Origin of the sequence: Novosphingobium sp. CCH12-A3, assembly GCF_001556015.1 — a bacterium.
Classification (GTDB): Bacteria; Pseudomonadota; Alphaproteobacteria; order Sphingomonadales; family Sphingomonadaceae; genus Novosphingobium; species Novosphingobium subterraneum.
Window position 1 is genome coordinate 1 of sequence record NZ_LSIA01000303.1, and the last position, 24,967, is coordinate 24,967.

The window sequence follows — 24,967 nt, forward strand, 5'->3', positions numbered from 1 at the left end:
ACTATGATGGCCGCAATGCCTACGGAAGCAGCGTGCTACGAAATGCGCGCTTACCGTTAGCCTTGGGCGATCGCTCGAACACGTGCGCGAATGCTGCCGCAAAGGCGTAGCGCGAAAGGTCCGCCCGCATATGCCCTCGGGTTTCATGGTTGGGCAGGGATTTCAGTTCTGGATCAACCAGCCAATCGGCAAGCTCGTTATCTCTCGGAGTGGATAAGGATCGGCTTTGGCGTTCGTATGGCTGCTGGCAGCCTGTCACTTCAGCGGCTGAGTCGAGCAATAGACGCCTGACCTCTTGGAGTTCCTTCGCAGCGCAGGCATCTGCCGCGACCTCCATCGCAGCACCTGCCGCGCGCTGCCATTCGACCGATCCGTCAGGCTCCTTGCTCAAGCCGCTCCGGAGCGCAGCCAGTCCTTTGATGGTTGCCTCCACGGTAGTCTTATGACCCCGGCGCTCAAGCAGGCCGTCCTTCACGCAGTCGGGCATAAGGCGTGCAAGATCACTTCGCACTCCGAGGATGATCACCCGGTGGCGACACTGAGGAACCCCGAATTCCTCGCATCGCACGATGAACCGATTCGGTCCGGATTCATCGCTGCGCACTACTGGCAGGAGCACATAACTGTCCGGTGTCCCGCCGGCGGCTTCGAGATCTGCGAGGATTCGCTTGAAAATCGGATCCTTTCCGACCTTCGAGGACAGTATGCCTTTGACGTTTTCCATCACGAATGCAGCAGGCTGTAGTCGCTCGATGATGCGAATGTATTCCCGATAGAGGAAATGCCGTTGGTCTTTGGTCGGATCGTAACCGCTGATCCCCTTGTTCCTCGCTCGACCCACCAACGAATAAGCCTGACATGGAGGACCACCGATCAAGACGGTGGGGGTTGCTTCTTGGCGCAGCCGATCAAGGACGGGATCCAATTCCTGCTGTGCCTCAGGCATGCCAAGTTCCAGCATTCGGGCTTCATCAATGGCCGCGTTCCATTGCTGCGGATAAGCTGAAGTCAACGACGCAAAGCTGATCTCGCCGTTTAGGTAATCGTAATATAAAGCTGGTGGCTTATCGAATTGCCGAACAAAGCTTCTGAGGCGAAGCGTGCGGTGTGCGGCAACCTCTTTCTCGACCGACAGCGTGATATCGAACACCCTCTGATCATCGTCGCCTCTGATCGAGGAAAAGCCTTCCGCAAGACCGCCCGGGCCTGCAAAAAGATCAACAACCTTGAATTTGGCAGCCATACAGTCGACATTCTCCGTTGAATGGCACTGATACCAGGCAATCATCCGCGCGCCAGGGGGCAAATTGATGGCTGATGTTGTTGATCAAGCCACCCGTTCCCGGATGATGGCGGGCATCAAGGGCGCCAACACGAAGCCTGAAATAGCGCTGCGAAAAGCCATGCACGCTTTAGGACTACGGTTCCGACTTCACGCGAAGGGCATGCCTGGGCGTCCCGATATCGTCCTTCCTCGCTGGAAGGCTGTGATTTTGGTGCATGGCTGTTTCTGGCATCGCCACAAAGGTTGCCGATACGCCACCGTCCCTCGGACACGGCCTGAGTTTTGGAACCAGAAATTTGCCGCAAACGTCAATCGGGATCAGCGCAATCTAGACGACCTCGGAGCTTCCGGATGGCGAACCCGCGTAATCTGGGAATGCGAATTGAATAAGCTCGGTGCAAGTCATATTGCGGAGGACATTCGGGAATGGCTGACCATGTGCGCCTCCGGTCAATGAGGTGATGATGAGCAGGATACTGGAAGCCGAACTCACCAGTGTTCTCGGCCGACTTCAGGCTCAGTACGATGTGCTCCCATTTTTAGAGCGGGTCCTTCCCGTGACCGACCTTCAAATCTCGCCGTTGCCTGAAGAGATGCTGACACAAATACGCAATTCGCCAGATTTCTCCAGTATCCGTCCCGGTGAGCCAGTATGGCTTTCGTTTTCAGCTCCTGATGATGGTCTGGCTGAGCTTGTGATTTATCGGGCCGAGGCAAATGGCCGACACTACGTGATCGCACCGAAAAAGGACTAGATCGAAATGACCGGTCGATTTCGACGTCCTTAGCTCTACTGCTGATCTTCAGGTCGGTAGCGAAACCAGTTCCGCCAAGGCAGCCACACGTCAGTCGTATCCTGTCGCCAAGCTGTTAACGCCACGACATTCGATAAACAATGGTCGGCAGAAATGTCGCTGGGGTGATGTATCAGCGCGTCCACACCGGAATTTCCCAATGATTTGAGTGCCCATCTTTAGACTCTGAGGGGCACCATTTTCTGAGAAGCGCGCATTTCTGCGCTTGTCGTCCCCTATCATAGATGACGCCTGCGAACTGCTTGGCACCGTAGCTTTTGGGTGGGCTTTCGACCATTCAGCGCAATCTCTTGGAATCGTTCCTCGTCAAGCGGATCGCAGTGCGTCTGCAGGTCTGCGCCTCACTGCGTTTCCACGGCTGACCCGGCCATCGCCGGTGGCGGAACCGGTCAGAAAGTTGGCAAAACCAGATGTGGCCTCTCCACCCGGTTCGGGGTGAAACTGCGGATTGAAACATCAAGCCCGCGGTGAGTTCGCTCTGCCGCGTACGGCAGCAGAAACGAGAGGAAAACAACGGTGTCCGATGTGCTTGAAGCGGCAGCTGTCCAGACGCAAGGCGAAGCGGAAACATTTGACGTGCTCATCGTGGGCGCCGGTATTTCCGGGATTGGTAGTGCCTATCACCTGAAGACCCAGTGCCCCGGCAAGAGCTTTGCCGTGCTTGAGGCCAAGGAGAGCTTCGGAGGCACGTGGCATACCCACCGCTATCCCGGCGTACGGTCGGATTCGGATCTCTACACCTTCGGCTATCGGTTCAAGCCGTGGGTCGGCGCGCCGATCGCGTCAGGTGAGGAAATCCTCAAGTACCTGTCCAGCGTGATCGCAGAGAACGACATCGATCAGCACATCCGATACGGGACGCGCATCATCCGGTGTTCATGGTCAAGCAGCGAGCGGCTGTGGACCGTGGAGACCCGCGGGGCCACCGGTCAGCCCAAGACGTACAAGTGCAACTTCCTGTGGATGTGCCAAGGGTACTACGACCACGAAAACCCCTTCCTGCCGCAATGGCCCGGCATGGAGGACTTCAAGGGTACGCTCGTCCATGCCCAGAAGTGGGACGGCAGCGTTGACTACGCCGCGAAGAAGGTGGTGGTGATCGGTTCGGGCGCCACGGCGGCGACCGTGATTCCAGCGATGGCGGACAAGGCCGGGCATGTCACGATGCTGCAGCGTTCGCCGACCTACTTCTTCTGCTATCCAAACCGTTCCGACCTCGCTGACCGCCTGCGCGAAATCGGGGTAGACGAGGAAACCATCCATCGCTGCGCCCGGCTGGATTACCTTCACAACCTCAAGACGCTCGATCGGCGTTCCCGCACCGAGCCCGACGTGGTCGTGGAAGAACTCAAGGCGCTGGTCAGGCTCTATGCGGGCGATGAGTTCGAATTCGCGCCTCATTTCGTGCCGCGCTATCGCCCGTGGCAGCAGCGGCTAGCTTTCATTCCGGATGGTGACCTGTTCGTAAAGATGCGCGAGGGCAAGGTCTCTGCGGTGACCGATAGAATTGCCCGCTTCACCGCCAGCGGCATAGCGCTGGAATCGGGCGAGCATCTTGAGGCGGATGTCGTCGTGGCGGCGACGGGCTTCAACCTGCTGGTGATGGGCGGGATCGAGTTCGAGGTGGATGGCAACCCCGTCGACTGGAGCAGCACCCCCACGTTCCGCGGAATGATGTTCGCCGATGTCCCCAATCTCGCCTGGGTTTTCGGCTATTTTCGCGCGGCCTGGACGCTGCGGGTCGACCTGCTGGGCGACTTCGTCTGCCGCCTGCTGCAGCATGCCGATGCAAAGGGCGCCAGCGAGGTCCGGATCGTGGTGCCAACCGACCTTGCCGACGAGCCCCTGACCCAGTGGATCGAAGACGACAACTTCAACCCCGGCTACCTGATGCGAGACATCGACAAGCTGCCCAAGCGGTTGGGTGATCGTCCGGAGTGGCGACATTCGCAGGATTACTGGATGGAAGCCGAGGACATTCCTTCCATCGACCTCGACGGACCGGAATTCGTCTACCGCTGACCAAGCCGAGGCCCGGCGTCGCAGGGAAAATGTGGCCCGGGCCTAGTTGGTTCTCGATGCAAGGCCAAGGAGGTTGCGGCGGTATTCGAGCGCACCCATGCCGGACCAGCGCTTGAAGGCGCGCGAAAAGCTGGATGGTTCCGCAAAACCGATAGTGAAGGCAATGCTTTCCACAGTCATTTTGGGATCGGCAAGCAGCTGGCAGGCGCGATCGTAGCGGGCCTTATCGACGATAGCGGAAAACCGGGTGCCTTCATCGGCCAGGCGTCGGTGCAAAGTCCGCTCGGAAAGCGCTAGGCGGCGCGCGGCATCGCCCGCCTGCAGCGCGCCGGCATTCGGGCACGAGCCCAGTAGCACGGACAGGCGATGCGATAGAGGCGCATCGGAGCGCGCCTTGCCCATGGTCTGATCACAGCGTGTTAGATAAAGCGTTTGCAGTTCGACATCCCCCAGCGGCAGTGCCTTGTCCACGGCGTTCGGCAGGAAAACCCACCGGGTCCGATCGGCATTGAACTCGACCGGGCAATTGAAGCTTCGGCGCAATTCCGACCAATTACGGGGCGCGTCTGCTGCGATCATCACGCGTTCGAGCACCTGCTCATTCCCCATCAAGTCCCGGATCAGGGTGTTTACCGCGCCCAGATCGCGATGCTGGGTAAACTCGTACAGGTCCGGGGCAATGCCCTCGTGATCGGCGACAAGCACAGCAGCGCCGTTTTCGCTGGTCTGGAACCGGTATTGGATCAGGGAAAAGGTCAGCGCCTGATATTTGCAGGCGATCTGCAAGGCATCGCCCAGCGTGCCGGCGGTCATCATCGCGAGCCCTAGTGCGCCGTACTTGATCGAGCGGTATCGTTGGCCGATGTCGAACCACAGGTCGGTTTGTCCGGTAGTGAGCTGGACAAAGCCTTGCTGTATGATCAACTCTTCCTTAGCCAGCACCTCTTTCGGATCATCGTCAAGTTTCAATGACTTGATCTGATTGTGGCGGCAAAAGGAATCCCAGTTGGCATTGAGCGTATTCACGACAGCCGACTGGATGATGCGCGCGCTGAGATCCGGCAAAGCGGCGTAAAGAGCCTCGGGGTTCATGACATCCAGTCTCCCAACTGCGCCGATATTCTCACGGTCTTGAGCCAATGATACGGCGCGGTGGCAGACTGCGTCAATAACTTGGCGCGCCACGCCATGGCCGGGTTTGGCAGTTAGAGACACATTCTTCCCCACGATAAAGGGGAGAGACCGTGTCGAAACTCGCGCGAAGGGCCGCACTCGCGGTCGCGACCATTGCCATTTCCGCAACCGCATCATCGCAAGTCACCCCGCCGCCACGAGCGTTGCAGGACGCTGCGTGGCAGAAACTGCTGGCCAGCTCGTGGCAGGCCGGAGACTGGGTGACCTATGGCGGCACGTTCAAGGAGCAGCGCTTCAGCAGCCTGACGCAGGTGAATGCGCAGAACGTGACCAACCTCGGTCTCGCATGGTCCTATGAATTCGACACCAATCGCGCGCAGGAAGGCACGCCAATCGAATACGCCGGCGTGCTTTATGTGACGACAGCCTGGTCCAAGGTCTATGCCTTCGACGCTGTAACGGGCCGCCAGCTGTGGCACTTCGATCCCCAGGTGCCGGGCGAGTACGGCGCAAAGGGATGCTGCGACGTCGGCAATCGGGGGGCGGCGATCTTCGACGGAAAGCTGTACTTCGGCACATTCGATGGACGCTTGATCGCGCTCGACATCAAGACCGGAAAGCCGGTGTGGTCAGTCGTTACTGTGGATCAGTCCAAGACATACACCATCACCGGGGCGCCACGCATTGTTAAAGGGCGTGTCGTGATCGGCAATGGCGGTGCGGAACTGGGCGCGCGCGGCTATGTGACGGCGTATGACGCGCGCACGGGCAAGCAGGCATGGCGCTTCTACACTGTGCCCGGCAACCCGGCTGACGGGCCTGATGGCGCGGCATCCGACAGCATTCTGGCGCAAAAGGCGCAGTCCTCCTGGTTCGGCGAATACTGGACGCAGGGCGGTGGCGGAACGGTGTGGGATTCCATCGTCTATGACGAGGAACTCGATCAGCTCTACATCGGCGTAGGCAATGGCAGTCCGTGGAACTATCGCATCCGCAGCGAGGGCAAGGGCGACAACCTTTTCTTGTCTTCGATCGTGGCTCTGGATCCCGATACCGGCGCCTATCGCTGGCACTATCAGGCGACGCCCGGCGAGACCTGGGACTACACTAACACCCAGCAGATCACGCTCGCCGACCTGACCATCGATGGTCAGCCGCGCAAGGTGTTGATGCAGGCGCCAAAGAACGGCTTCTTCTTCGTGATCGACCGCACCAACGGCAAGTTGCTGTCTGCGAAGAACTTCGTCGATGTGAACTGGGCCACCGGGTACGACATGGCCACGGGCAGACCGATCGAGGTTCCTGCCTCGCGCTTCGAAAAGGCACCGGCCGTGGTGATGCCGGGCGCGCTGGGCGCACACAATTGGCAGCCGATGGCCTTCAGCCCCATGACCGGCCTTGTCTATATTCCGGCCAACAAGGCGCTGTTCGCCTATGAACAGCCGTCGAACTACACCTTCCGTCCCGGTCGGTGGAACCTGGGGCTGGAAACGCAGCGCACATCGCCGCCCGATGATGCTGCGCAGGTTGCCGCGACACGTGCCCTTCTGGGTGGTCGACTGATCGCGTGGGATCCGGTCCGCCAGAAGGAGGCCTGGGGCTTCGACTATCCCGAGCCGTGGAACAGCGGCGTGCTGGCGACTGCTGGCGGGCTGGTCTTCCAGGGCGATACCCGGGGTAATTTCCGCGCCTTTGCCGCCAGCGATGGCAAGATCCTGTGGAGCACCAACGTTGGCATGGCGATCATGGCCGCGCCGATGACATTCGAATCCGGTGGCCACCAGTATGTCGCCGTGCTGGCCGGTTATGGCGGCGCCTATGCCCTGACATCCTACTTCAACGACAATCCCGGCCCCCGGCCCAATGGCCGCATCTATGTCTTCCGCATCGGAGCCAAGACCAAACTGCCCGTGGTGGCTAAGATTGAAAAGGCCCCGGCCAATCCGTCCGCAGAGGCGTTTCCGCCAGCCATCGTGGCGCGCGGTGAAGCCCTGTTCCAGAGAGATTGCTGGGCCTGCCACGGGCCGGGCGCAATCTCGAGCGGCGTGGTGCCCGACCTGAGGCGGTCGGGCGTGCTGCCCAGCGCCGAGGCGTGGAACGCTGTGGTCATCGGCGGAGCGCTGAAGGACCGCGGCATGATCAGCTTTGCCCAGACCTTGTCGGGCGAAGATGCCGAGGCCCTGCGCGCCTATGTCTCCTCCAAGGCGCTGCTGCTTCAGCAGCAGGAAAAGGGAGGCGCGAAATGACCGCCCCCTTCATCCTGCCCGAAACGGCCGCCGTCCTTCAAGCGCTTGCCGCGATGGACGGCCCTCATTTGGGCGATCTCCCCGCACCCGCTGCGCGCGAAGTGTATCACCAGCTTGGCGATGCATTCGAAGAGGCGGCCGACCCGGCCGTTCGCACGGTCGATCTCGAGGGCGAAGGCGTGACGATGCGCGCCTATTTCCCCGGCGATGCGCAACTGGGGCCGGTCATCGTCTATTATCACGGCGGTGGCTGGGTGATTGGGGACCTTGATACGCACAACGCTCTCTGCGCCCGCCTTGCTTCCGTGACGGGGCTGCGGGTGGTGGCAGTGGACTACCGCCTAGCGCCCGAACATCCCTACCCGGCTGCGCACGATGATTGCCTTTCTGCCGCACGGTTCGTGGCGCAGGGCCCCTCGGTGCTTGAAGCCCCGGTTAAAGGGATCGCGCTTGCCGGAGACAGCGCCGGCGGCGCCCTTGCGCTGGCGGTCGGCGGAAAGCTCGAACCTGCTCAGTGCCTGGCCCAGTTCCTGATCTATCCGGTGGGCGATTGTACCGAGCCTGAGGAAGGCTCCTATGCCCAGTTCGCTGAAGGCTTCCTGCTTGATCGCAAGCTGATGCACCGCTTCATCGAAGACTACCTGCCGAATTTGGCAACCCGGCAAGACCGCGACGTCTCCCCATTGCTTCACGAATTGCCGGCCAGCTCGCCACCGACCGTGATCCTGACTGCGGGCCTGGACCCTTTGCGCGACCAGGGTCGCGCCTTGGCCTCGCGGTTGATCATGCAAGGGGCCGAATGTCACTATCTGGAGGCCGCCGGCCTCATCCATGGCATGGCGACAATGCGTCGCGCCTTGCCGAGCGGCGACGCCCAGATCGTACGCGGAGCGCTTGTGCTCGCCGACCTGCTCAGAAATCGCAAGCCAGACTTGCAGGGGGAATCCTGATGCGCAACTACCTTGATTTCTACATTGATGGCACATGGAAGGCGCCGGCGCAGCCGCGCTCGCTTGAGGTCATCAATCCGGCAACCGAGGAGGTGGCCGGAACCATAAGCATGGGATCCGCGCCAGACGTGGACCGTGCCGTGGCTGCCGCCCGCCGCGCCTTCGAAAGCTTCGGACGGACCAGCCGGGCCGAGCGGCTTGAGTTGCTGGACTGCGTGCTGGCAGAACTGGTGGCCCGCAAGGACGACCTGGCCGCGGCGATCACCGAAGAAATGGGTGCACCGGCCAGGCTTGCCGCGGCCGCCCATGTCCCCTTCGGCATCGGTCATTTCCAGATCGCTCGTCAGGTCCTGGCAGGGCTCCAGCCCGACCGCGCCATTGGATCAACCCTGATCACCGCCGAACCGATCGGCGTTGTCGGCATGATCACGCCATGGAACTGGCCGCTGAACCAGATCGCCTGCAAGGTGGCCCCCGCATTGGCGGTTGGCTGCACAATGGTGCTGAAGCCTTCCGAGGTGGCACCGTTCAGCGCGCAGATCTTCGCCGAAGCCATCCACGCCGCTGGCGTCCCCGCTGGCGTGTTCAACATGGTCAACGGCGATGGCCCCAGCGTGGGTGCGGCGATCTCGTCCCACCCCGGCGTCGACATGGTTTCCTTCACCGGATCGACGCGGGCCGGTGTGCAGGTAGCGTGCGATGCTGCCCCCACCGTGAAGCGGGTTCACCAGGAGCTTGGGGGCAAATCGGCCAACATCATCCTGCCCGATGCAGACCTGGCCGATGCCGTGGCGCGCGGCGTCGAAGCGATGATGATAAACAGCGGGCAAAGCTGCAACGCGCCTTCACGCATGCTCGTGCCGATCAGCCGGATGGATGAGGCGAAGTCCGTTGCCGCAGCGACCATTGCGAGGCAAGTTGTCGGCTCTCCGACCGAAGCCGTGGCGCTCGGTCCCGTCGTATCGCAGGTCCAGTGGGACCGGATCCAGGCCCTGATCACGCAAGGCATCGCCGAAGGAGCGACACTCGTCGCTGGCGGCACTGGCCGTCCCGAAGGGCTGGACCGCGGCTACTATGTCAGGCCGACCGTTTTCGCGGATGTCACCAACGAGATGACCATCGCGCGCGAGGAGATCTTCGGACCGGTGGTGGTGCTGATCGGTTACCGCAATGTCGAAGAAGCTGTCAAAATCGCCAACGACTCTGTCTATGGCCTTGCCGCCTATGTGCAATCCGCCGATCTCGAACAGGCACGCGCCATCGCCTCGTGTCTGCGGGCAGGACAGGTCTTGATCAACTATGCAGCGCTCGATCTGAACGCTCCGTTCGGCGGCTACAAGCAGTCCGGCAATGGCCGCGAATGGGGTGAGCACGCCTTCCACGAGTTCATGGAGGTCAAGGCGGTGCTCGGTTTCGCACCTGCCTGACCGCGCCAGCGGGCCACTGACTTGGCACCACGAGCCAAGAACTTGGCACGCGGCGTCATGGCTCGCCAAGCCCGTCTGACGCAATTTGCGAACCACAATGACCGTCCGGACAACCGCACCTCGCGGAATTGGTCCGGCAATAAGAATTGAGGGAGAGAGACACATGAACCTTTGCCACGAACTGAGGGGAATCCTGCTGTCCGGAGCTGCCGGGATCGGACTGTGCGCCGTGTCGGCGCAAGCCCAGGAAGCAGTGGAATCGAGCGACCAAGGCGCAGTGGCCGACATCGTCGTCGTCGCCCAGAAGCGCGCGCAGAATTTGCAGGACGTGCCGTTGGCCGTTTCGGCGCTGGCCGGTGACGAACTTCAGTCGCGGGGCGTGAGCGAGACGTCCGACCTGCAGGGCTTCGTGCCCAGCCTTCAGATAACCACGCCTTATGGTCGCACCCAGCCAAACTTCTCGCTGCGCGGCGTTTCCGTGGCCAACGAATTCTCCGCATCGACCGCATCGCCAGTCGGCGTCTATGTCGACGAAGTTTACCAGAGCTTTCGCGCCAGCCACGGCCAGCAGCTCTACGATCTCGAACGGGTCGAAGTTCTGCGCGGACCGCAAGGCACGCTCTATGGCCGCAATACCACCGGTGGCGCGATCAGCTTCTTCACCAAAAAGCCGAAGCTCGCAGGCAACGAAGGTTATGCCACGGTCGGCTACGGCAACTACGACACCTGGACCGCGGAAGGCGCGGTCGAGGCGACACTCGTGCCTGATGTTCTTGGCATTCGGATCGCCGGTACGTTCGCCAAGGGGGATGGCTGGCAGTTCAACCCTGCCCAGAACCGCCGCACTGGCACCACCGACACTTATGCCGGTCGCGCCAGCCTGCGCTGGAAGCCGACAGAGGCAATCGACGTAAACTTGAAAGGCTACTTCGCGCGCGACAATCCGCTGGCGCCAAACCCTTATGCGATCGGTCAGTTGGCTGGCGACCGGGATGTGCTTGGATACTCCCGCTTCGACCCTGCCCAGAATGGCGGCCGCCCACTTGGCAAGGATGAAGTGGCTGCCGATACGGGCGGCAATTATTACACTGCGTCGCGCGGCTTCTCGCTAAGCGTCGCAGCGGAACTTTCCGACAGTCTGACGCTTACGTCGATCACCGGCTACGACTGGGGCAAGTACAGCAACTCGCCGTTCGATTGCGATGGTTCGCCCAATGATGTCTGTGCCCTGCGCTACAACTCTTTGAGCAAGAACTTCAATCAGGACCTGCGCCTCACCTTCCAGGCCGACAAGCTCAATCTTGTTGCGGGCGTCTATTACGGCAAGGACACGATCAAGACCCGCAACGAGATCGACTTCTTCGGTGTGCTCGAGCCTCTGCTGCGTTCCGCGGGCGTTGGCGACAGCTTCTTCAACGCACCGGTATCGGCACCTCAGGCAGCAGCGATCATCCCGGCATTCGCGGTCAATCCGGCGCTTGATCCCACTACGGCTGCCGGTTGCGCGCCCGTCGCGACAGGCAACCCGAACGGCTTTCTCGATGCCCGCTCGCTGATTGCGCTTCTGACGGATATCCAGCTAAACAACTCGGGCGGCGGCGGCTTTGGCGGTGCCATCTCGGCAGCGTGCCGCGCGGCTGGTGCGCCTCCGTTCGGCCCGATCAACGGCGAACAGCGCTTCACCGTGAGCAGGCCCTCGTTCGCGATCTATGCCGACGCAAGCTACGACTTCACCGATGCCCTCACTGTCAGCGTCGGTCTTCGCTACACGCGGGACAAGATCAATTACCTCAACGGACGAACCGTTCTCTATGATCTAAGTGGGCGGAATATCGTCGCCAGCACGATACCCTATTCCTTCCCGTACAACGCGAGTGTGCCTGCACTCGAGCAACGCGAGTCTGCCAACCGCCTGACCGGCCGCGTCAACGTGTCCTATGATTTCAACGATGATATCATGGGCTACCTCAACTACAGCCGAGGCTATCGCGGAGGCAGCTTCAACGGTCTTGCTTATCAAGGAACGAACCAGGTCTACTTCATCAAGCCCGAGTCCATCGACGCTTACGAAGGTGGCCTGAAGGCCAGACTGTTCGACCGGCACGTTCAGCTGAATCTGGCCGGGTTCTATTACAACTACAAGGGCCATCAGGTTACCCAGGTCATCGGCGCAACGACCTTCACCCGCAGTGCCGATGGTCGTCTGTATGGCGGTGAAGCAGAGCTGACGTGGCAGATCACGCCGACACTCCGGCTCGATGCATCGGCCAGCCTGCTGCGCAGCGAGTATCGTGGCAATGTCGTCACCCCCGCCGATCCATCCAGCCCGACCCGCAACGTCAACGGCAATCCGTTCCCCAATGCCCCGCGCGAGACATTCTCTGCCGGCTTGGACTGGGATGCCTACAAGTCCGGCGATTGGCGCGTGAATCTGCGCGGCGATGCGGCATACACGGGGCGCTACTACTTCGACCCGTTCGGCGACTATGGCCTGAAGCCCTGTGACCGACCCGGCGCGCCGGGCGCGGTGCGGCCTGCCGGCGTCGCGATCACATGCGGCAATCCGGGCTACTGGCTCGTCAACAGCAGGATGACGGTGGAGAAGGGCAACTATTCGGCCAGCCTCTGGGTCAAGAACCTGACCAACAAATACTACTACAGCTATGGCCTGAACATCGACATCTTCGGTCTCGACTACCTCAACCGCGGCACGCCGCGCACCTATGGCGTGGAGCTTACCGCGCGCTTCTGATGAGCCACCTAACTCGGGGCGGGCAATGCCCGCCCCTCTTTTCATCGCCAGCAGGGGACTTACCACATGCGCCTGAAAGGGAAAGTTGCGCTTGTCACTGGTGGCAGCCGCGGGATCGGCAGCGCCGTCAGTAGTGCCTTCGCGCGGGAAGGCGCAAAGGTGGTGATTACCGACATACGAGTGGACGAGGGGAACGCCTTGGTCCGAAGGCTGCGCGCAGATGGCGGTGAAGCCCTGTTTCTACGACAGGACGTGACGCAGGAGCAGGGCTGGCCGGAGGTGTGCGACCACGTGGTTGAGCATTTTGGCGGTCTGCATATCCTGGTAAACAACGCCGGTATCGCGCTGCCTGGATCGATCGAAACGCAGACATTCGCAGACTGGCGAACGACAATGGCGATCAATCTTGACGCAGTGTTCCTCGGCACGCGCGCAGGCGTGCTTGCCATGCGCGACGGCGGCGGATCGATCATCAATCTGTCGTCCATCGAAGGCATCGTCGGCAATCCGCATGTGCCCGCCTACAATGCCTCGAAGGGCGGCGTGCGCCTGCTCACCAAGTCCGCCGCCATCCATTGCGCAAGGGCGGGCTACCGCATCAGGATCAACAGCGTTCATCCCGGCTACGTCGGGACTGCACTGGTGCAGGATGCTCTCGCGCACTTGCCCGAAGATTTTGCAGACAAGACGCTGGAGCGGATCCCGATGCAGCGTTTTGGTGACGTAGAAGAGATCGCTGCGACCGTCGTGTTCCTTGCGTCAGACGAATCCAGCTACATGACTGGCTCGGAACTTGTGGTCGATGGAGGGCTGATCGCATGACCTCGCATCCGATTGATGGCGCAATGCAGGACTGGAAGCTGCGGGTCACGCATCTGATCGATCACGCCGCGCGCGAGCATGGCGGGCGCGAGATCGTCAGCCGCTGGGCCGATGGCAGCGAGACGCGGACCAACTGGGCCGGCATCCGTCATGACGCCCTGCGCATGACGCAGGCCTTGCGCAAGCTGGGCGTGCAGCCGGGTGACCGCATCGCTACGCTGGCGATGAATCATCACCGCCATCTCGTTTCCTGGTACGGCGCGGTCGGCGTCGGCGGCATTCTCCACACGCTCAATCCCCGGCTGTTCGACGACCAGCTCGAATACATCGTCAATCACGCCGAAGACCGCGTGATGCTGTTTGACCGGCAGTGGGCGCCGATTGTCGAGCGGATGAAGCCGCGCTGGCCGACAGTCGAGCACTACATCTGCTTCGACAGCAGCGAGCCTGCGCTGCATTTCGAGGAATGGATCGGTCCCGAAGACGGCGTGGCCGAGTGGCACGACGGCGATGAGCGCGATCCCTGCATGCTCTGCTATACCAGCGGCACCACCGGCAATCCCAAGGGTGTGCTCTACGAGCATCGCTCGACCATGCTTCACGCAATGGCGGCGATCAGTCCGCCGGTTTTCGGGATGGATTGCCGGTCGGTCATGCTGCCGATCGTGCCGATGTTCCACGCGGCCAGTTGGGGCCTGCCGTGGGCGGGCGCGGCGGCGGGGGCGAAGTTCGTCTATTCGGCGGTCAACGATGGCGCGGTGCTTTGCGACCTGATGAACCGCGAGAAGGTGACCTGCTCGGCCGGCGTGCCGACAGTCTGGCTGGCGCTGCTGCAGCATGTCGATGCGCACAACGGCGGTGAAATTCCGCCAAGCCTGCAGACCATCGTCACCGGTGGTTCGGCCATGCCGCGCGCGATGATCGAGCGGTTCATGCGCGCCGGGCGGCGGGTCGCCCATGCCTGGGGCATGACCGAAACTTCGCCGATCGTCACCACAGGCGCCGAGACATGCAATTGGGATTTCCTGTCGTTCGACGAGCAGGTGACGGTCAAGGCGATGCAGGGACGGCCGCCATTCGGGGTGGAAATCCGCTGCGTCGACCTGGACGATCCCGAGAAGGTCTTGCCGCGCGATGGCAAGACCGCAGGCGCGCTGCAGGTGCGCGGACCGTGGATCGTCAAGCGCTACTTCAAGGCAGAGGCCGATGCGGTCGTCGCCGGGCAGTGGTTCGATACCGGCGATGTTGGCGTGATTCACGAGGACGGCACGCTGCAACTGACCGACCGGACCAAGGACGTGATCAAGTCGGGCGGTGAGTGGATCAGTTCGGTCGAACTGGAGAACGCGGCGATCGGCCATCCGGCGGTGGGCGAGGCGGCGGCGATTGGCGTCTATCACCCCAAGTGGGACGAGCGACCCTTGCTGGTGGTGGTGAAGAAGCCGGGGATGGAGTGCAATCAGGAGGAGATCCGCAGCTTCCTGAGCGGCGTCGTGGCGAAATGGTGGGTGCCCGATGCCGTGGTGTTCGTCGATGAGATCCCGCACACCGGCACCGGCAAGATCAGCAAGAAGGACCTGCGAGAGCAGTTCCGGGACTTCGCCTGGGACAAGGTGGCCTGAGAGGAGTGCGACGCATGAGCGGGCAATCAATTTTTATCACTGGAGCCGCCTCGGGGATTGGTAAAGCAACGGCATCACTGTTTGCAGAAGCCGGCTGGCGAGTCGGGTTGTGCGACATTGACGCTGGCCGCCTTGCGGACGTTGCCACAAGGTTGGGCAACACAGCGTCGGTTCATCTGGCGGACGTGTGCGATCCGGAGGCGCTGTCAGTCGCGCTGGAGGCATTCGCCAGGCACGGTGGCCTTGATGTCATGTTCAATTGCGCCGGTATTCTCGAAATGTGCGAGTTCGCCGATTGCTCGCTTGAGTCAATGCACCGAATTGTCGATGTCAACGTGAAAGGAGTAATCAACGGCATTCACTTGGCTCTGCCGCATCTCCGCAACCGGACAGACCCGCGTGTCATCAGCATGTCTTCGGTCGCCGCAATCCACGGCATTCCAGAAGAAGCCGTTTATTCCGCAAGCAAGACCGCCGTTCGCGCATTGACCGAGGCGCTCAATATCGAACTGGAGCCAGCCGGGATCTGGGTCTGCGACCTGATGGTCGCCTATGTTGCCACTCCCATGGTCCTTGCAGCACAGGAAAGGGCGAAGTCGGTCGACATCCTTGGAGTGAACGTCGCCCCGGAACAGGTTGCGCAGACCGTCTGGAAAGCGGTGCATGGCCGCCAAGTCCACTGGTTCGTCACGCCCGAGGACGAAGCCGTGGCTGCCCAGGTCGATGTCACGCCATGGGAACAGCGGCGAGAGATGATCAAACAAATTACCGGCTTTGCGTGATGACACCAAGCAGCAGGGTATGCGCAGATTGCTGCCGGAGGCTTCGGAGTTAGCCGTATTCCGTTAGCTCATACTTGCCACCAGCTTGTAAAGGAGCACAGATTTCCCAATGATCTGAGTGCCCATCTTTAGACTCTGAGGGGCACCACCACTTCCTCGCATCACCTAAGCGGCACCACTTCTAACCTGCCACCTTCGACCCGAAAGGGGCAGAAAACCGCGACTTCTCCGGCGCTTCCCGCGCTTCCTGTAAGCGGCACCAGCACCCCAAAAAACAACAATTTAGGACGGTTTCAGACCGACCGTCACACACGAACGTCACACAGCGCCATGGAGGAAGAGGGTTCAAGCCCCCGGATTTCCACTGTTTACGACCATCCAGACTGTCGCACAGCAGTGTGTCACAGGCGGGCATTTGGCGTTTGGCTTCGTGGCTCGATCTACCATTTCCGAGTGCGCGTTCCGCATGACTTGAGATCAGCGTTCGGACGGACGCATTTGTCTCGGTCGCTCAGAACGGATTCGCTCACCGTCGCCAATCGTCTTGCTGCCCGGTGCGCATTGGAAGCGGCGGCGTCCTTCGACCGCGCACGCCAAACCTCAACCCCCGCGCTGCTCGGCGAGGTCGCGCCGACAGCACGAACTCAGGTGACGTTCGGTGAGCTTTGCAATCGGTATCTCGACGATCCTACCGCCGACCGCACGAACAAGAGTACGCATGCCTAACCCACACAGACGCCCCTACAGTTCCAGCTTGGTAGCCTTCGACTGACTGGACATCGATGTGGAAGTCCGTCGTGCCGCCGCGCGACTTCCGTTCACGCCTGATGGTGCCGCAGATCACCCTTTCACCAAGCAGTACGTGTCCTCCGCGCGACTTCGCGATGATTGCTTCCCTCCACGTCACTGATTGTCCAACAATAAACATAAATGCTCCTAATGATTAGCCGATCCATAATAACGCGACCCTGCGCCCTCGGCATTATTTTTAGTTCACAGTAGACTTGATTAAATATATTGAACAATACGATCAATATAAGATAGTGTAGATCGTGACTGAAGATGATAACTTCAGGCCATAACGCTCAGGGAGGACAGGTAGGTGGCGCTCCCCCACACCGCGCATAGTGCGCGACGGCCAGAGCGAGGCGGGTGAGGATCGGTGCCGAGAAACAGGGCCGCTCATCTCGGGGTCGGACATCCGGCGTGTCGTCGTTCAGAGCGAACGCGACCGGAGTAACGGCTGCCCCGGTGGGAGATTCTTCGGCCATGAAGCACAAGACCCACGAGCAAAGGCATTTTGTAATCTGAGGGGCGCAGCCTGTGCGAATTGGCTGGCCGCCCCACCTCGATGGCAACTCCCATGGTTAGGGTCATCGAGGCACCGTTCCGTGCTTACGATCACGGCGAAGTTATGTGGATTTAACTCAGACTCGACACCCGTCACTCGTCTTTGCCACCGCGCCGTTGGAGGCAGGGGAGAAAAAGGAGGGCGTATGCAGTGGTCGAGGAACCGGCTGTGAGAGCGCCACCATGGGCGTTGGTCACTTCAGGAATATGACCTCAACGAAACTTTCTTCCCCCGTCACTTCGTCGTTCTTCGAGCGTGGTGGCGGGGGGAGAAAGGGCGTTGTTGCTTAGGAATATGGAGTAAGAAGAAATTACAAGTTCACTTTTGAAAAGGACGCAAGCGACATTCAGGAGCGGGCTTGTCCGCGACTGGATGAGCTTGAGAGGCTGCGCGAAGCGCATGCCTTCAATGCTCGTCATGAGTGACAGCCAATCAATCGAAGTCGAAATCCAGCATGCGATGCCGCATCAGCCTGCGCAGCGAATCCCATTCCGATGGCTTTCGCCTGCTGGCCGACAGAACCACAACATTATGTCGTTCCAAGTGCTCGTAAAGCGCCTCACGCAGCGCAGACGAGGGTGGCGAATTGCGAGGGCCATAGACACCTTCGCATCGCCAGCGGCCTTCCGAGAACCGAAGGTGGACCATCGCGCTTTCGCCTCCGTGTTCCATGACCGCCATGGCGTCTTCACCAGCCATCACGGGCAAAAGATAGCGCGCGCCGCAATTCCGGAATCGCTTGGCCAAGCTGACCAATTCTTCACCTGAACGCACTGGAGTGAAGCTACTGGATGCTGGGATCGGATTTGGCGGGCAATCCAGCTTGATCAGCCATCGATGCCACAAGTTCATGAGTTCGCTTTCTGACCGCACCTTGCAAATGGCCCCTGCGAGATCATTCGCATTCACGCCCCGACTGACCAATTGCTCGAACGCACCGGTCACGTCGGTGGCAGCAGAAACATCGGTAATCGCCTCGACGACGTTGGCGCGACAAATTGCTTCCGGCAGCATGCGGGCGATCAGCAGCTTCGACCGAGTGATCGAGGAGAGGCGATATATGCAGGCCGTCAGGGATTCATGATGCGGTCGAGAGAGAAGCTGGTGAAGCAGCGTATAGCAACGCCGATCCTGCGCTGACGGACCGATGCGGCGCAAGGCGCGACGCAGGCCCTCTGGCACGTCGCCGTCGAAAGCCGCGCTGAGGATCGTCTGGTGGTCAGAACGAAGTAGAAAGTCGCCGACATCGGCCATTCGTTCGACTGCGGGCGGCTTCGTCGCGAGATATGTTGCGATGACTTGCAGGCGCTCGGCGCTGCCGACGAGAACGTTGCTCATCACGCCGCCGCGACAATTTTGGTCGAGCGATACCAGAGCAGCCATGAACCACTCGGGATGTGAACTGAATGTAGGCAAATGGTGCTCCTTACGAATGACGTAAGGGCACCGGCACGGGATGATTGGTCGGGGTCACCCGCGAATTATACCACGGATGCGCCAGTAAATCTACGTCAGGGGACAGCCCGGTTATTCGCTCCCCGCTCGCGCAGAGTTTCCCATAGGCCAGCAGGACCGAGCAAGATGTCCTTCAGCCCATCTCGGACCGAAGCGGAATCCAGCGCCCGTTTGCTCATTGCGGAATGCGCGGCGAAGGCATCGATGATGGCGTCTGTGATTTGGGTGGATTACCAGCGCCGCCGTTATTGCCTTTGTTGAACGGCAGGAAAAACGTCTCCGGCCCCGCCAGCTTCGTAGTCATGTGCACTTCGCTGTTGCTGACCGCGAAGTGGACGAGCGCCCCATTGGGGAACGACAGCAACGGCTCGGGCGGTCCGCCTTTCGAGCGCGGTAGTCGGTCGAACCGATATTGGTCGATGGCGTCGGTGATGCTCTGCGTAAAGTCGGTCTTTAATTCCACCGTCGCCACGGGAAGTCGTAGACGAGAGTCGATCACTCCCGACGAGAAGGCTTTGAAGTAGCCGATGTACTCATTTGATCGACAGAGATAGTCGATGAAGCGTGGGTAAGGCTTCCGCGTCGGGGGCGAGGTGGCGTTCCTCGCCAGTATACCATTGCCGGTAGGATCGTGTACGGGCGTCAACCAGTTTCAGGCCGGCGCCTTTCGCAAATCCGCTTACGACCAACTATGACGTGCCGGGCACGGCAAGCAAATCTTCCGGCTTCTGCAGGCCGCAGAGATAGGTAAGCTCTGCATCGGGACTGCATTCGGCGGGCTGACCACGTCCCGGCGCAGAGGCGAGCAGTGCCACAAGTCCCGCGCAGATAAGCCTGTAGAATGGACGCATCAGTCTCGCGGCCGTGAGGATGCCGGTCGGGTTGGCGCTTTGCCATCCCGCAGCAGGGCAAAGTCGCTAAGATGCGGCCAGGTTACCACCGACGATTTTTCCCCAAGCCAGACGAGTTGCGGCTTTTCCGGCCTGAACGCGGGCCATGAGCCGACCGTGGTGCTGGCAGGAACGCCGGTGCGGGCGAACGAGAGCAGCGCCCCTGCCATCTCGTTCTCGAGCGACTCATCGGCTGGTTCCCAGATGCGGGTCTGGCGGAACAGGTTGAGCGAATCTCGCGTGCGCAGCCAGTAGGGCACGTCGCCGGTGTGGTAGGCCCCGACCGTGGCCGGATCGTGATCGCTGAACCTGATACCCGGCCCATAGGGCTGGCGTCGGGTGAACAGATAGGCATAGGTGGGTGCTCTTCCATACTTGCGCTGCGCCAGTGCCCAGTCACCCATCTGCAGGCCCACCGAGCCATCGCGCGCGATGTCGGTAGCGGCGCGCGGGCCGCTTGAAGCATATGCCTTCAGGATCGCGTCGGCGCTCGCGGGATAGCGTTCGCGGACGGCGGCAGCGAGGCCGAGGCTGTTGTCCGCAGGTGCGAAGGGGCGAAAGCTCTCGTCGCGGGTGTAGCCGATCAGTATCGGAACGTCGGACTGTTGGCGTGCAGCGAAAACCTCTTCGTTGGAGCCGGTGACGACCTTGCCGTCGCGGACGATAGGACTTCTGGGCGTTGTTGCTGAAATGATGCGGTCACCGGGGAGGCCGCGCATTTCGGTTAGCGAGGCTGCACCAAGTTCTTTTTGCAGGGCAATGCCCTGCTCTTCCGCCGTGGCCAGCGAGATGGGGCCGAGCATGCCACCGAACGCGCTGCCGCTCATGGCAACGGCCTTTGCAAACAGGCCCTTGGCGAGCGGAGATGCCTGCAGCAGCGAGACTGACATTGCCCCTGCCGATTGGCCGACAATGGTGACATTGGCAGGATCTCCACCGAACTTGGCGATATTGCGCTGAACCCATTGCAGCGCGGCGATCTGGTCCATCAAGCCATAGTTGCCCGAAGCGCCCGCTTCGGCGGTAAGGTCTGGGTGGGCAAGAAAGCCCAGCGCACCGACGCGATAGGCGAGGTTGACCCGGACCACTCCATCGCGCGCCAGTGGTGCGCCCGAATAGTTTGCCATCGAGGCCGAGCCGATGTTGAAACCGCCGCCGTAGATCCACACCACGACGGGGACCTTGGCGGCATTCTTCGGGGCCCAGATGTTGAGGTAGAGGCAGTCCTCGCTGGTCGCCTCGTTGCCGAAGTAATGGTTCTGGAGCGAACCGCGCAGGGGCTGGAGGCATTCTGGGGCGAAGCGGTCGGCGTGGCGGAGGCCCGACCAGGGCTCCACCGGCTGTGGTGCCTTCCAGCGCAGTTCACGCAGGGGCGGCGCGGCAAAGGGCACGCCGAGCCAGGCTTCGATTCCGGAGGGGAGGGTGACGCCTTCGATCTGACCGCCGTCGACTTCGATCGGCTCGGCCAGAGCCGACTGTGCGGCGGCGAGAGACAGCGCCGCGATCAGCTTGCGGATCACTTGCGCGGCACTCCCAGCTTGTCGTGGAAGAAATCGAAGGTCGCGTTCATCGCCTTGAGCGAGGTGCGGCGGGTATCGTCCAGCGTTGCGCCCATGAAGCTGTGGTCGATGCCGGGGTAGTAGGTGGCGCTCACAGGAACGCCTGCGGCCTTCAGCGCGGCTTCGAGCTGTTGCGACTGGCCAACGGGCACGACCTTGTCGTCTACGCCGTGGAGCAGCAGCACCGGTGCGTCCTTGACATCGACATAGCTGATCGGGCTGGCGGTGCGGATGGCTTCGGGCGTGCAGGTGCTGTCCTTGCAGCCGAGCAGGCGCTGCTCGGCAGAATCCTTCTGCGTTATGCGCGGCATCGTGGCGAAATCGTGGATGCCATACCAAGCGGCGGTGGCTTGCACGCAGGCATCATTGGCCGAGGCGGGATCGAGCGTGGCGTCGATCTTGCCGTTGGTGCAGGCAAGGCCCGTAAGTGCAGCGAGGTGGCCCCCCGCCGAACCGCCGAACACGCCGACGCGCGATGGATCGATGTGATATTGCGCTGCATTCTGGCGCAGGAAGCGCAGGGCGGCAAAGATGTCCTTGGCCTGCGCCGGGAAGGTGGCCTCGCCCGACAGGCGATATTCGACGCTGGCGACGGTGAAGCCCTCGGCGGCAAAGGCGGCGAGCATCTTCGGGAAATTGTCGAAGGCGCCTGACTGGCGGGTGTGGCCTCCCATCCAGCCACCGCCGTGAATATAGAGCACAAGCGGATGCGGGCCCTTGCCGGCGGGCACATAGATGTCGACGATCTGCGGGCGGTAGCCGGGGTTGACCTGATAGGTCACGTCGCGCCACGCCTTGACCCCGCCGGGAAAGGCGACCGCCACCTGCGGGAACTTGTCGGCCATCGACGGTTCGGGATTGACCGGGACGGAGCGCTCGGCGGGTGTCTTGGCGCTGGTGGGCGCGGCGACCAGGGCAGCGCAGGCGAACGCCGCCAGTGGGGTGAAACGGGCCATCTTGTCCTCTCCTTTGTCTGTTATCGTTGCGCGTTCAGCTGACGCGGTAGAAGCGGATGCGCACCGCGCGCTTGCCACCGGGCAGGCTCACCGGATCGAGCGTGCCGATGAAGCAGCCTTGCGAGAGCCAGTCGTACTTGCCCTGCGGCGCTTCGAAGACGGGGTGGGTACGGACGACTGCCTTGGGGTCCTTGGCGCGGCAACTGACGCCGGTGTTGACGACGTTGATCACGGCGCCGTCATCGGTGCGCAGCATGTAATCAGCCTTGATCTGCAGGCAGCCATCGGCGCGCCGCAATTGCCAGTCCCAGCCACCGCCCATTATCGTGCCGCGAATGCCGGAGCCTTCGAAGGTGCCGCCTGTAATGGGCACGATGTTGCGGGTGCCAAGCGAGGTCTGGCCGACAGTCACATCGGCATCGAGCGTGACCGTTTCCTCGAAGGCGAATTCGAGCGCGGGTTCAGCGGCGTGCGCGCTCGTGGCAGTTGCCAGCGCGGCGGTGGCTATCGTGGCGATCAGGCGCATGAGCTTCCTCAATCGAGATATTCGGGTTTGTGTCTGGCCTGCGCGGCAAGGCGGATCGGGGCATTGGCTGCACCGTATCCGGCGTATCCGCGTCGCTCGACCACTTCGAAGAAGACGCGTCGGGCGAAGGCGCGACTGTAAAACTGGAAGTATTCCGCCTCGCCGTCGCAGTCGTAGAGGATGCCGAGCCGAGCCATCCGCTCGATCAGTCCGGGATCCAGTCCCCAGCGCGCTTCGAGATCGTCGTAGTAGTTGCGCGGAATTTCGAGGACCGGCAGGCCATCGGCGCGGGCAGCTTCGGCCACGGCGAAGACGTCGGACGTGGCAAAGGCGATATGCTGCACCCCCGCACCGAAATAGTTCTGCACGAAGCGCGAAGTCAGCGACTGGCTGGCGAGCGAGCCGTTGAGCGTGAAACGTACCGAACGATCGGCGTTTTCGACCGCCTGACTCTGCACGAGGCCCATCGGGTCGGCGATCTCGAGCTGGGGCGTCTTCTCAACGTCCAGCAGGGCGACGTAGAACAGCAGCCAGCTGAGGAATTCCTCGTACTGCATGGTCTGCGCAATGTGGTCGACGCCGTTCAGCAGTGGCGCGGCTTCGGGTTCGAGAGCGTGAGGGAACTCATGAGCCCACATCGCCTCGCGGCTGGCTGCATCGACGAGGTAGATCAGGCTGCCTCCGACGCCGCGCACGCTCGGGATCGGCCATTCGTCGGGGCCGACTGCCTGCTCGAACCGCGGGACGCGCAGAAAGTCGGCGCGAGAAAGCGCTGCGGGAACGTCCGGCACGGTAAGTCCGAGCGCGCAGACGGCGGCGCCGTGGACCATGTCAAAGCTGTGGGCGAGGCCTTCGGGCTCGCAATTCACGACGATGCTCGCCGCGCCTTGCGTCCAGCGGGTAACGTCCTTGCTGCGATGGCGCGCGGTGGGTCGGAAGCCGAGCGGGCGGAGCATCGCGCCAAGTGCCTCGGCTTCTTCGTGGCTGGCGGCAAATTCGATGAACTCGACGCCCGTGGTGGTGGCCCGCGGCGGCAACGTGGGGGCCGCGGCAGAGGGCTTCGCAATTCCGCCCTCCAGAAGGCGCAGTGAGCGATAGCCATCGAGCGCCACGCCGCTGGCCGAACCTGCGCGGAAGCGGTCGTTGAAGATCTCGAGGCTCCAATACCCGTCGTAGCCGATCTTGCGGATCGCCTGCGCCCAATCATCGAGTGGAAAGTCGCCTTGGCCCGGCATCGAGCGGAAGTGGCGGCTCCACTGCAGAAGGTCCATGTCGAGCACCGGGGCGTCGGCTACTTGCACAATGAACAGCTTGTCGGCGCGGATATCGCCGATGCTGGAGGAGGGGATGCGGCGCGAGAGCGAGTGGAAGCTGTCGAGCACGAGACCGATGGCCGGGTGATCCACGTCGCGCACGATGCTCCAGGCATCGCGGTGATCGTTGACGTGGTGGCCCCAGGCAAGCGCTTCGTAGCCGATGCGCAGGCCGCGTGCGGCGGCGCGTTCCCCGGCTTCGTGAAGATCGACGATGGTGTGGGCGCGATCGGCTGAAGCGATGGTTGAGCAGCTTGAGCAGAGCAGGAGCAGATCGGTGCCAAGTTCCTGCATGACGTCGAACTTGCGCTCGAGCCGGTCGAACGCGCGGGTGCGCTGCGGTTCGGGCAATCCGTCGAGATCGCGGAACGGCTGGAACATCGTGCAGGCAAGGCCGAGATCAGCCATCATGCTTGAGATGTCGCGTGCCGAGAGGTGCGTCGAAAGAAGGTCGTTCTCGAAGATCTCGGCCCCGTCGTATCCAGCAGCAGCGATGGCCTGCAGCTTGGCATCGAGCGTACCACTGATCGAAACGGTGGCGATGGACGTCTTGATGGGCACTGCAGGCTCTCCGTCGCCTCGGCTCTTGCGAGGTTGACATCTCTAAATGTTAGGGACTAGTTCGTTACATAAATGGAGTGCGGGCGCAAGGGGAGGAATGTGAAGGGAATTTCTGATGCGGTGGCCGGAACGGCGCTTATGGGCGGGGAAAACCTGCGCGCGCGCTGTGTCACGGGCAGACCGCAGCCGAAAATCCCGCTAGCATCGCTGCCAACGGGGCAGGCGCTCGATGGCGAGCGAGAGGACCTCGTGCCAGTCGCGGAGACCACCATCTTGCCCGAGAGCGAAATAGCGAAGAAGCCGGAACGCCGGAGTCGCGCGGAAAGCCGCGAGCAGGCGATCAACCAGATCATCGACATCGCCACCAACGAATTTGTCGAGAAGGGCCTGGCCGGGGCGAGGATCGACGAGATCGCGGGCAAAGCGACCAAGCGGAAGATCTACTTGTATGATCCGGGCCTTGTCAAGTTCGCATTGAACGGTTCCTTCTGTTGACGGG

Annotated in this window: 19 protein-coding genes and 1 pseudogene; 12 read left to right on the forward strand and 8 right to left on the reverse strand. The window is 61.6% G+C overall.

The genetic code is table 11. The features are described from left to right. Positions 1-19: 19 nt before the first annotated feature. Entirely contained in the window at positions 20-1,243 is a 1,224-nt protein-coding gene (locus AX703_RS25000; RefSeq protein WP_062348103.1) for a DNA cytosine methyltransferase, read from the reverse strand. 67 nt (positions 1,244-1,310) lie between these two features. On the opposite strand from AX703_RS25000, the gene AX703_RS27025 reads away from it, so the two are divergent. The 3 genes from AX703_RS27025 to AX703_RS25010 all read left to right on the forward strand — a co-directional run bounded on the left by AX703_RS27025 (position 1,311) and on the right by AX703_RS25010 (position 4,122). Continuing rightward, positions 1,311-1,742: a very short patch repair endonuclease gene (locus AX703_RS27025; RefSeq protein WP_082734805.1), complete on the forward strand. Its 432-nt coding sequence runs from the start codon at positions 1,311-1,313 to the stop codon at positions 1,740-1,742. A 7-nt stretch (positions 1,743-1,749) separates the two neighbouring features. Next, on the forward strand, positions 1,750-2,040 hold the full coding sequence (locus tag AX703_RS25005; protein ID WP_156452212.1) for a hypothetical protein: 291 nt from the start codon (positions 1,750-1,752) through the stop codon (positions 2,038-2,040). A 576-nt stretch (positions 2,041-2,616) separates the two neighbouring features. Further along, positions 2,617-4,122 (forward strand): NAD(P)/FAD-dependent oxidoreductase, encoded by a 1,506-nt coding sequence (locus AX703_RS25010; RefSeq protein ID WP_231735695.1) that lies wholly within the window; start codon positions 2,617-2,619, stop codon positions 4,120-4,122. Between the two features lie 42 nt (positions 4,123-4,164). Here AX703_RS25010 and AX703_RS27030 read toward each other — a convergent pair whose 3' ends face one another. Further along, a complete protein-coding gene (locus AX703_RS27030; protein WP_062348108.1) occupies positions 4,165-5,214 on the reverse strand; it encodes an AraC family transcriptional regulator in 1,050 nt (349 codons plus the stop codon). A gap of 152 nt (positions 5,215-5,366) precedes the next feature. Between AX703_RS27030 and AX703_RS25020 the strand changes: the two genes are divergently transcribed. The 8 genes from AX703_RS25020 to AX703_RS29010 all read left to right on the forward strand — a co-directional run bounded on the left by AX703_RS25020 (position 5,367) and on the right by AX703_RS29010 (position 16,583). Then, a complete protein-coding gene (locus tag AX703_RS25020) occupies positions 5,367-7,502 on the forward strand; it encodes a PQQ-dependent dehydrogenase, methanol/ethanol family (RefSeq protein WP_062348110.1) in 2,136 nt (711 codons plus the stop codon). Next, entirely contained in the window at positions 7,499-8,452 is a 954-nt protein-coding gene (locus AX703_RS25025) for an alpha/beta hydrolase (RefSeq protein ID WP_062348112.1), read from the forward strand. Before AX703_RS25020 ends, AX703_RS25025 begins: the two co-directional genes overlap by 4 nt. Then, positions 8,452-9,879 carry an aldehyde dehydrogenase family protein gene (locus tag AX703_RS25030; RefSeq protein WP_062348114.1) on the forward strand — a complete coding sequence of 476 codons (1,428 nt, stop codon included), beginning with the start codon at positions 8,452-8,454 and terminating at the stop codon, positions 9,877-9,879. The genes AX703_RS25025 and AX703_RS25030 overlap by 1 nt, the downstream gene beginning before the upstream one ends. A gap of 163 nt (positions 9,880-10,042) precedes the next feature. Then, positions 10,043-12,631 carry a TonB-dependent receptor gene (locus AX703_RS25035; RefSeq protein WP_082734806.1) on the forward strand — a complete coding sequence of 863 codons (2,589 nt, stop codon included), beginning with the start codon at positions 10,043-10,045 and terminating at the stop codon, positions 12,629-12,631. A gap of 66 nt (positions 12,632-12,697) precedes the next feature. Next, entirely contained in the window at positions 12,698-13,453 is a 756-nt protein-coding gene (locus AX703_RS25040) for a glucose 1-dehydrogenase (RefSeq protein ID WP_062348116.1), read from the forward strand. Next, positions 13,450-15,075, forward strand: coding sequence for a long-chain fatty acid--CoA ligase (locus AX703_RS25045; protein WP_062348119.1), 1,626 nt, complete (start codon positions 13,450-13,452; stop codon positions 15,073-15,075). The genes AX703_RS25040 and AX703_RS25045 overlap by 4 nt, the downstream gene beginning before the upstream one ends. A 14-nt stretch (positions 15,076-15,089) precedes the next feature. Continuing rightward, positions 15,090-15,857: an SDR family oxidoreductase gene (locus tag AX703_RS25050; protein ID WP_082734807.1), complete on the forward strand. Its 768-nt coding sequence runs from the start codon at positions 15,090-15,092 to the stop codon at positions 15,855-15,857. A 330-nt stretch (positions 15,858-16,187) separates the two neighbouring features. Continuing rightward, entirely contained in the window at positions 16,188-16,583 is a 396-nt protein-coding gene (locus AX703_RS29010; RefSeq protein ID WP_369821059.1) for a DUF6538 domain-containing protein, read from the forward strand. A 1,057-nt stretch (positions 16,584-17,640) separates the two neighbouring features. Here AX703_RS29010 and AX703_RS25055 read toward each other — a convergent pair. From AX703_RS25055 to AX703_RS25080, 6 genes and pseudogenes are all read right to left on the reverse strand, one after another. After that, the gene (locus AX703_RS25055) at positions 17,641-18,591 is read right to left on the reverse strand and encodes a hypothetical protein (protein WP_062348123.1); all 951 of its coding nucleotides are present in this window, start codon (positions 18,589-18,591) and stop codon (positions 17,641-17,643) included. 295 nt (positions 18,592-18,886) lie between these two features. After that, a pseudogene (locus tag AX703_RS29015) lies at positions 18,887-19,141 on the reverse strand (hypothetical protein); the annotation flags it as partial. Between the two features lie 372 nt (positions 19,142-19,513). After that, complete coding sequence (locus tag AX703_RS25065) at positions 19,514-21,073, reverse strand: carboxylesterase/lipase family protein (RefSeq protein ID WP_062348127.1); 1,560 nt, start codon at positions 21,071-21,073, stop codon at positions 19,514-19,516. Further along, complete coding sequence (locus tag AX703_RS25070) at positions 21,070-22,068, reverse strand: alpha/beta hydrolase (RefSeq protein WP_062348130.1); 999 nt, start codon at positions 22,066-22,068, stop codon at positions 21,070-21,072. The genes AX703_RS25065 and AX703_RS25070 overlap by 4 nt, the downstream gene beginning before the upstream one ends. A 34-nt stretch (positions 22,069-22,102) precedes the next feature. Beyond that, positions 22,103-22,606 (reverse strand): DUF3237 domain-containing protein, encoded by a 504-nt coding sequence (locus AX703_RS25075; RefSeq protein ID WP_231735697.1) that lies wholly within the window; start codon positions 22,604-22,606, stop codon positions 22,103-22,105. Continuing rightward, positions 22,603-24,468, reverse strand: a complete 1,866-nt coding sequence (locus tag AX703_RS25080; RefSeq protein WP_369821060.1) for a bifunctional sugar phosphate isomerase/epimerase/4-hydroxyphenylpyruvate dioxygenase family protein — start codon at positions 24,466-24,468, stop codon at positions 22,603-22,605. The genes AX703_RS25075 and AX703_RS25080 overlap by 4 nt, the downstream gene beginning before the upstream one ends. A 99-nt stretch (positions 24,469-24,567) precedes the next feature. Here AX703_RS25080 and AX703_RS28595 point away from each other — a divergent pair, with 99 nt between their 5' ends. Beyond that, entirely contained in the window at positions 24,568-24,963 is a 396-nt protein-coding gene (locus AX703_RS28595) for a hypothetical protein (protein ID WP_231735698.1), read from the forward strand. The last annotated feature ends 4 nt before the right edge of the window (positions 24,964-24,967 follow it).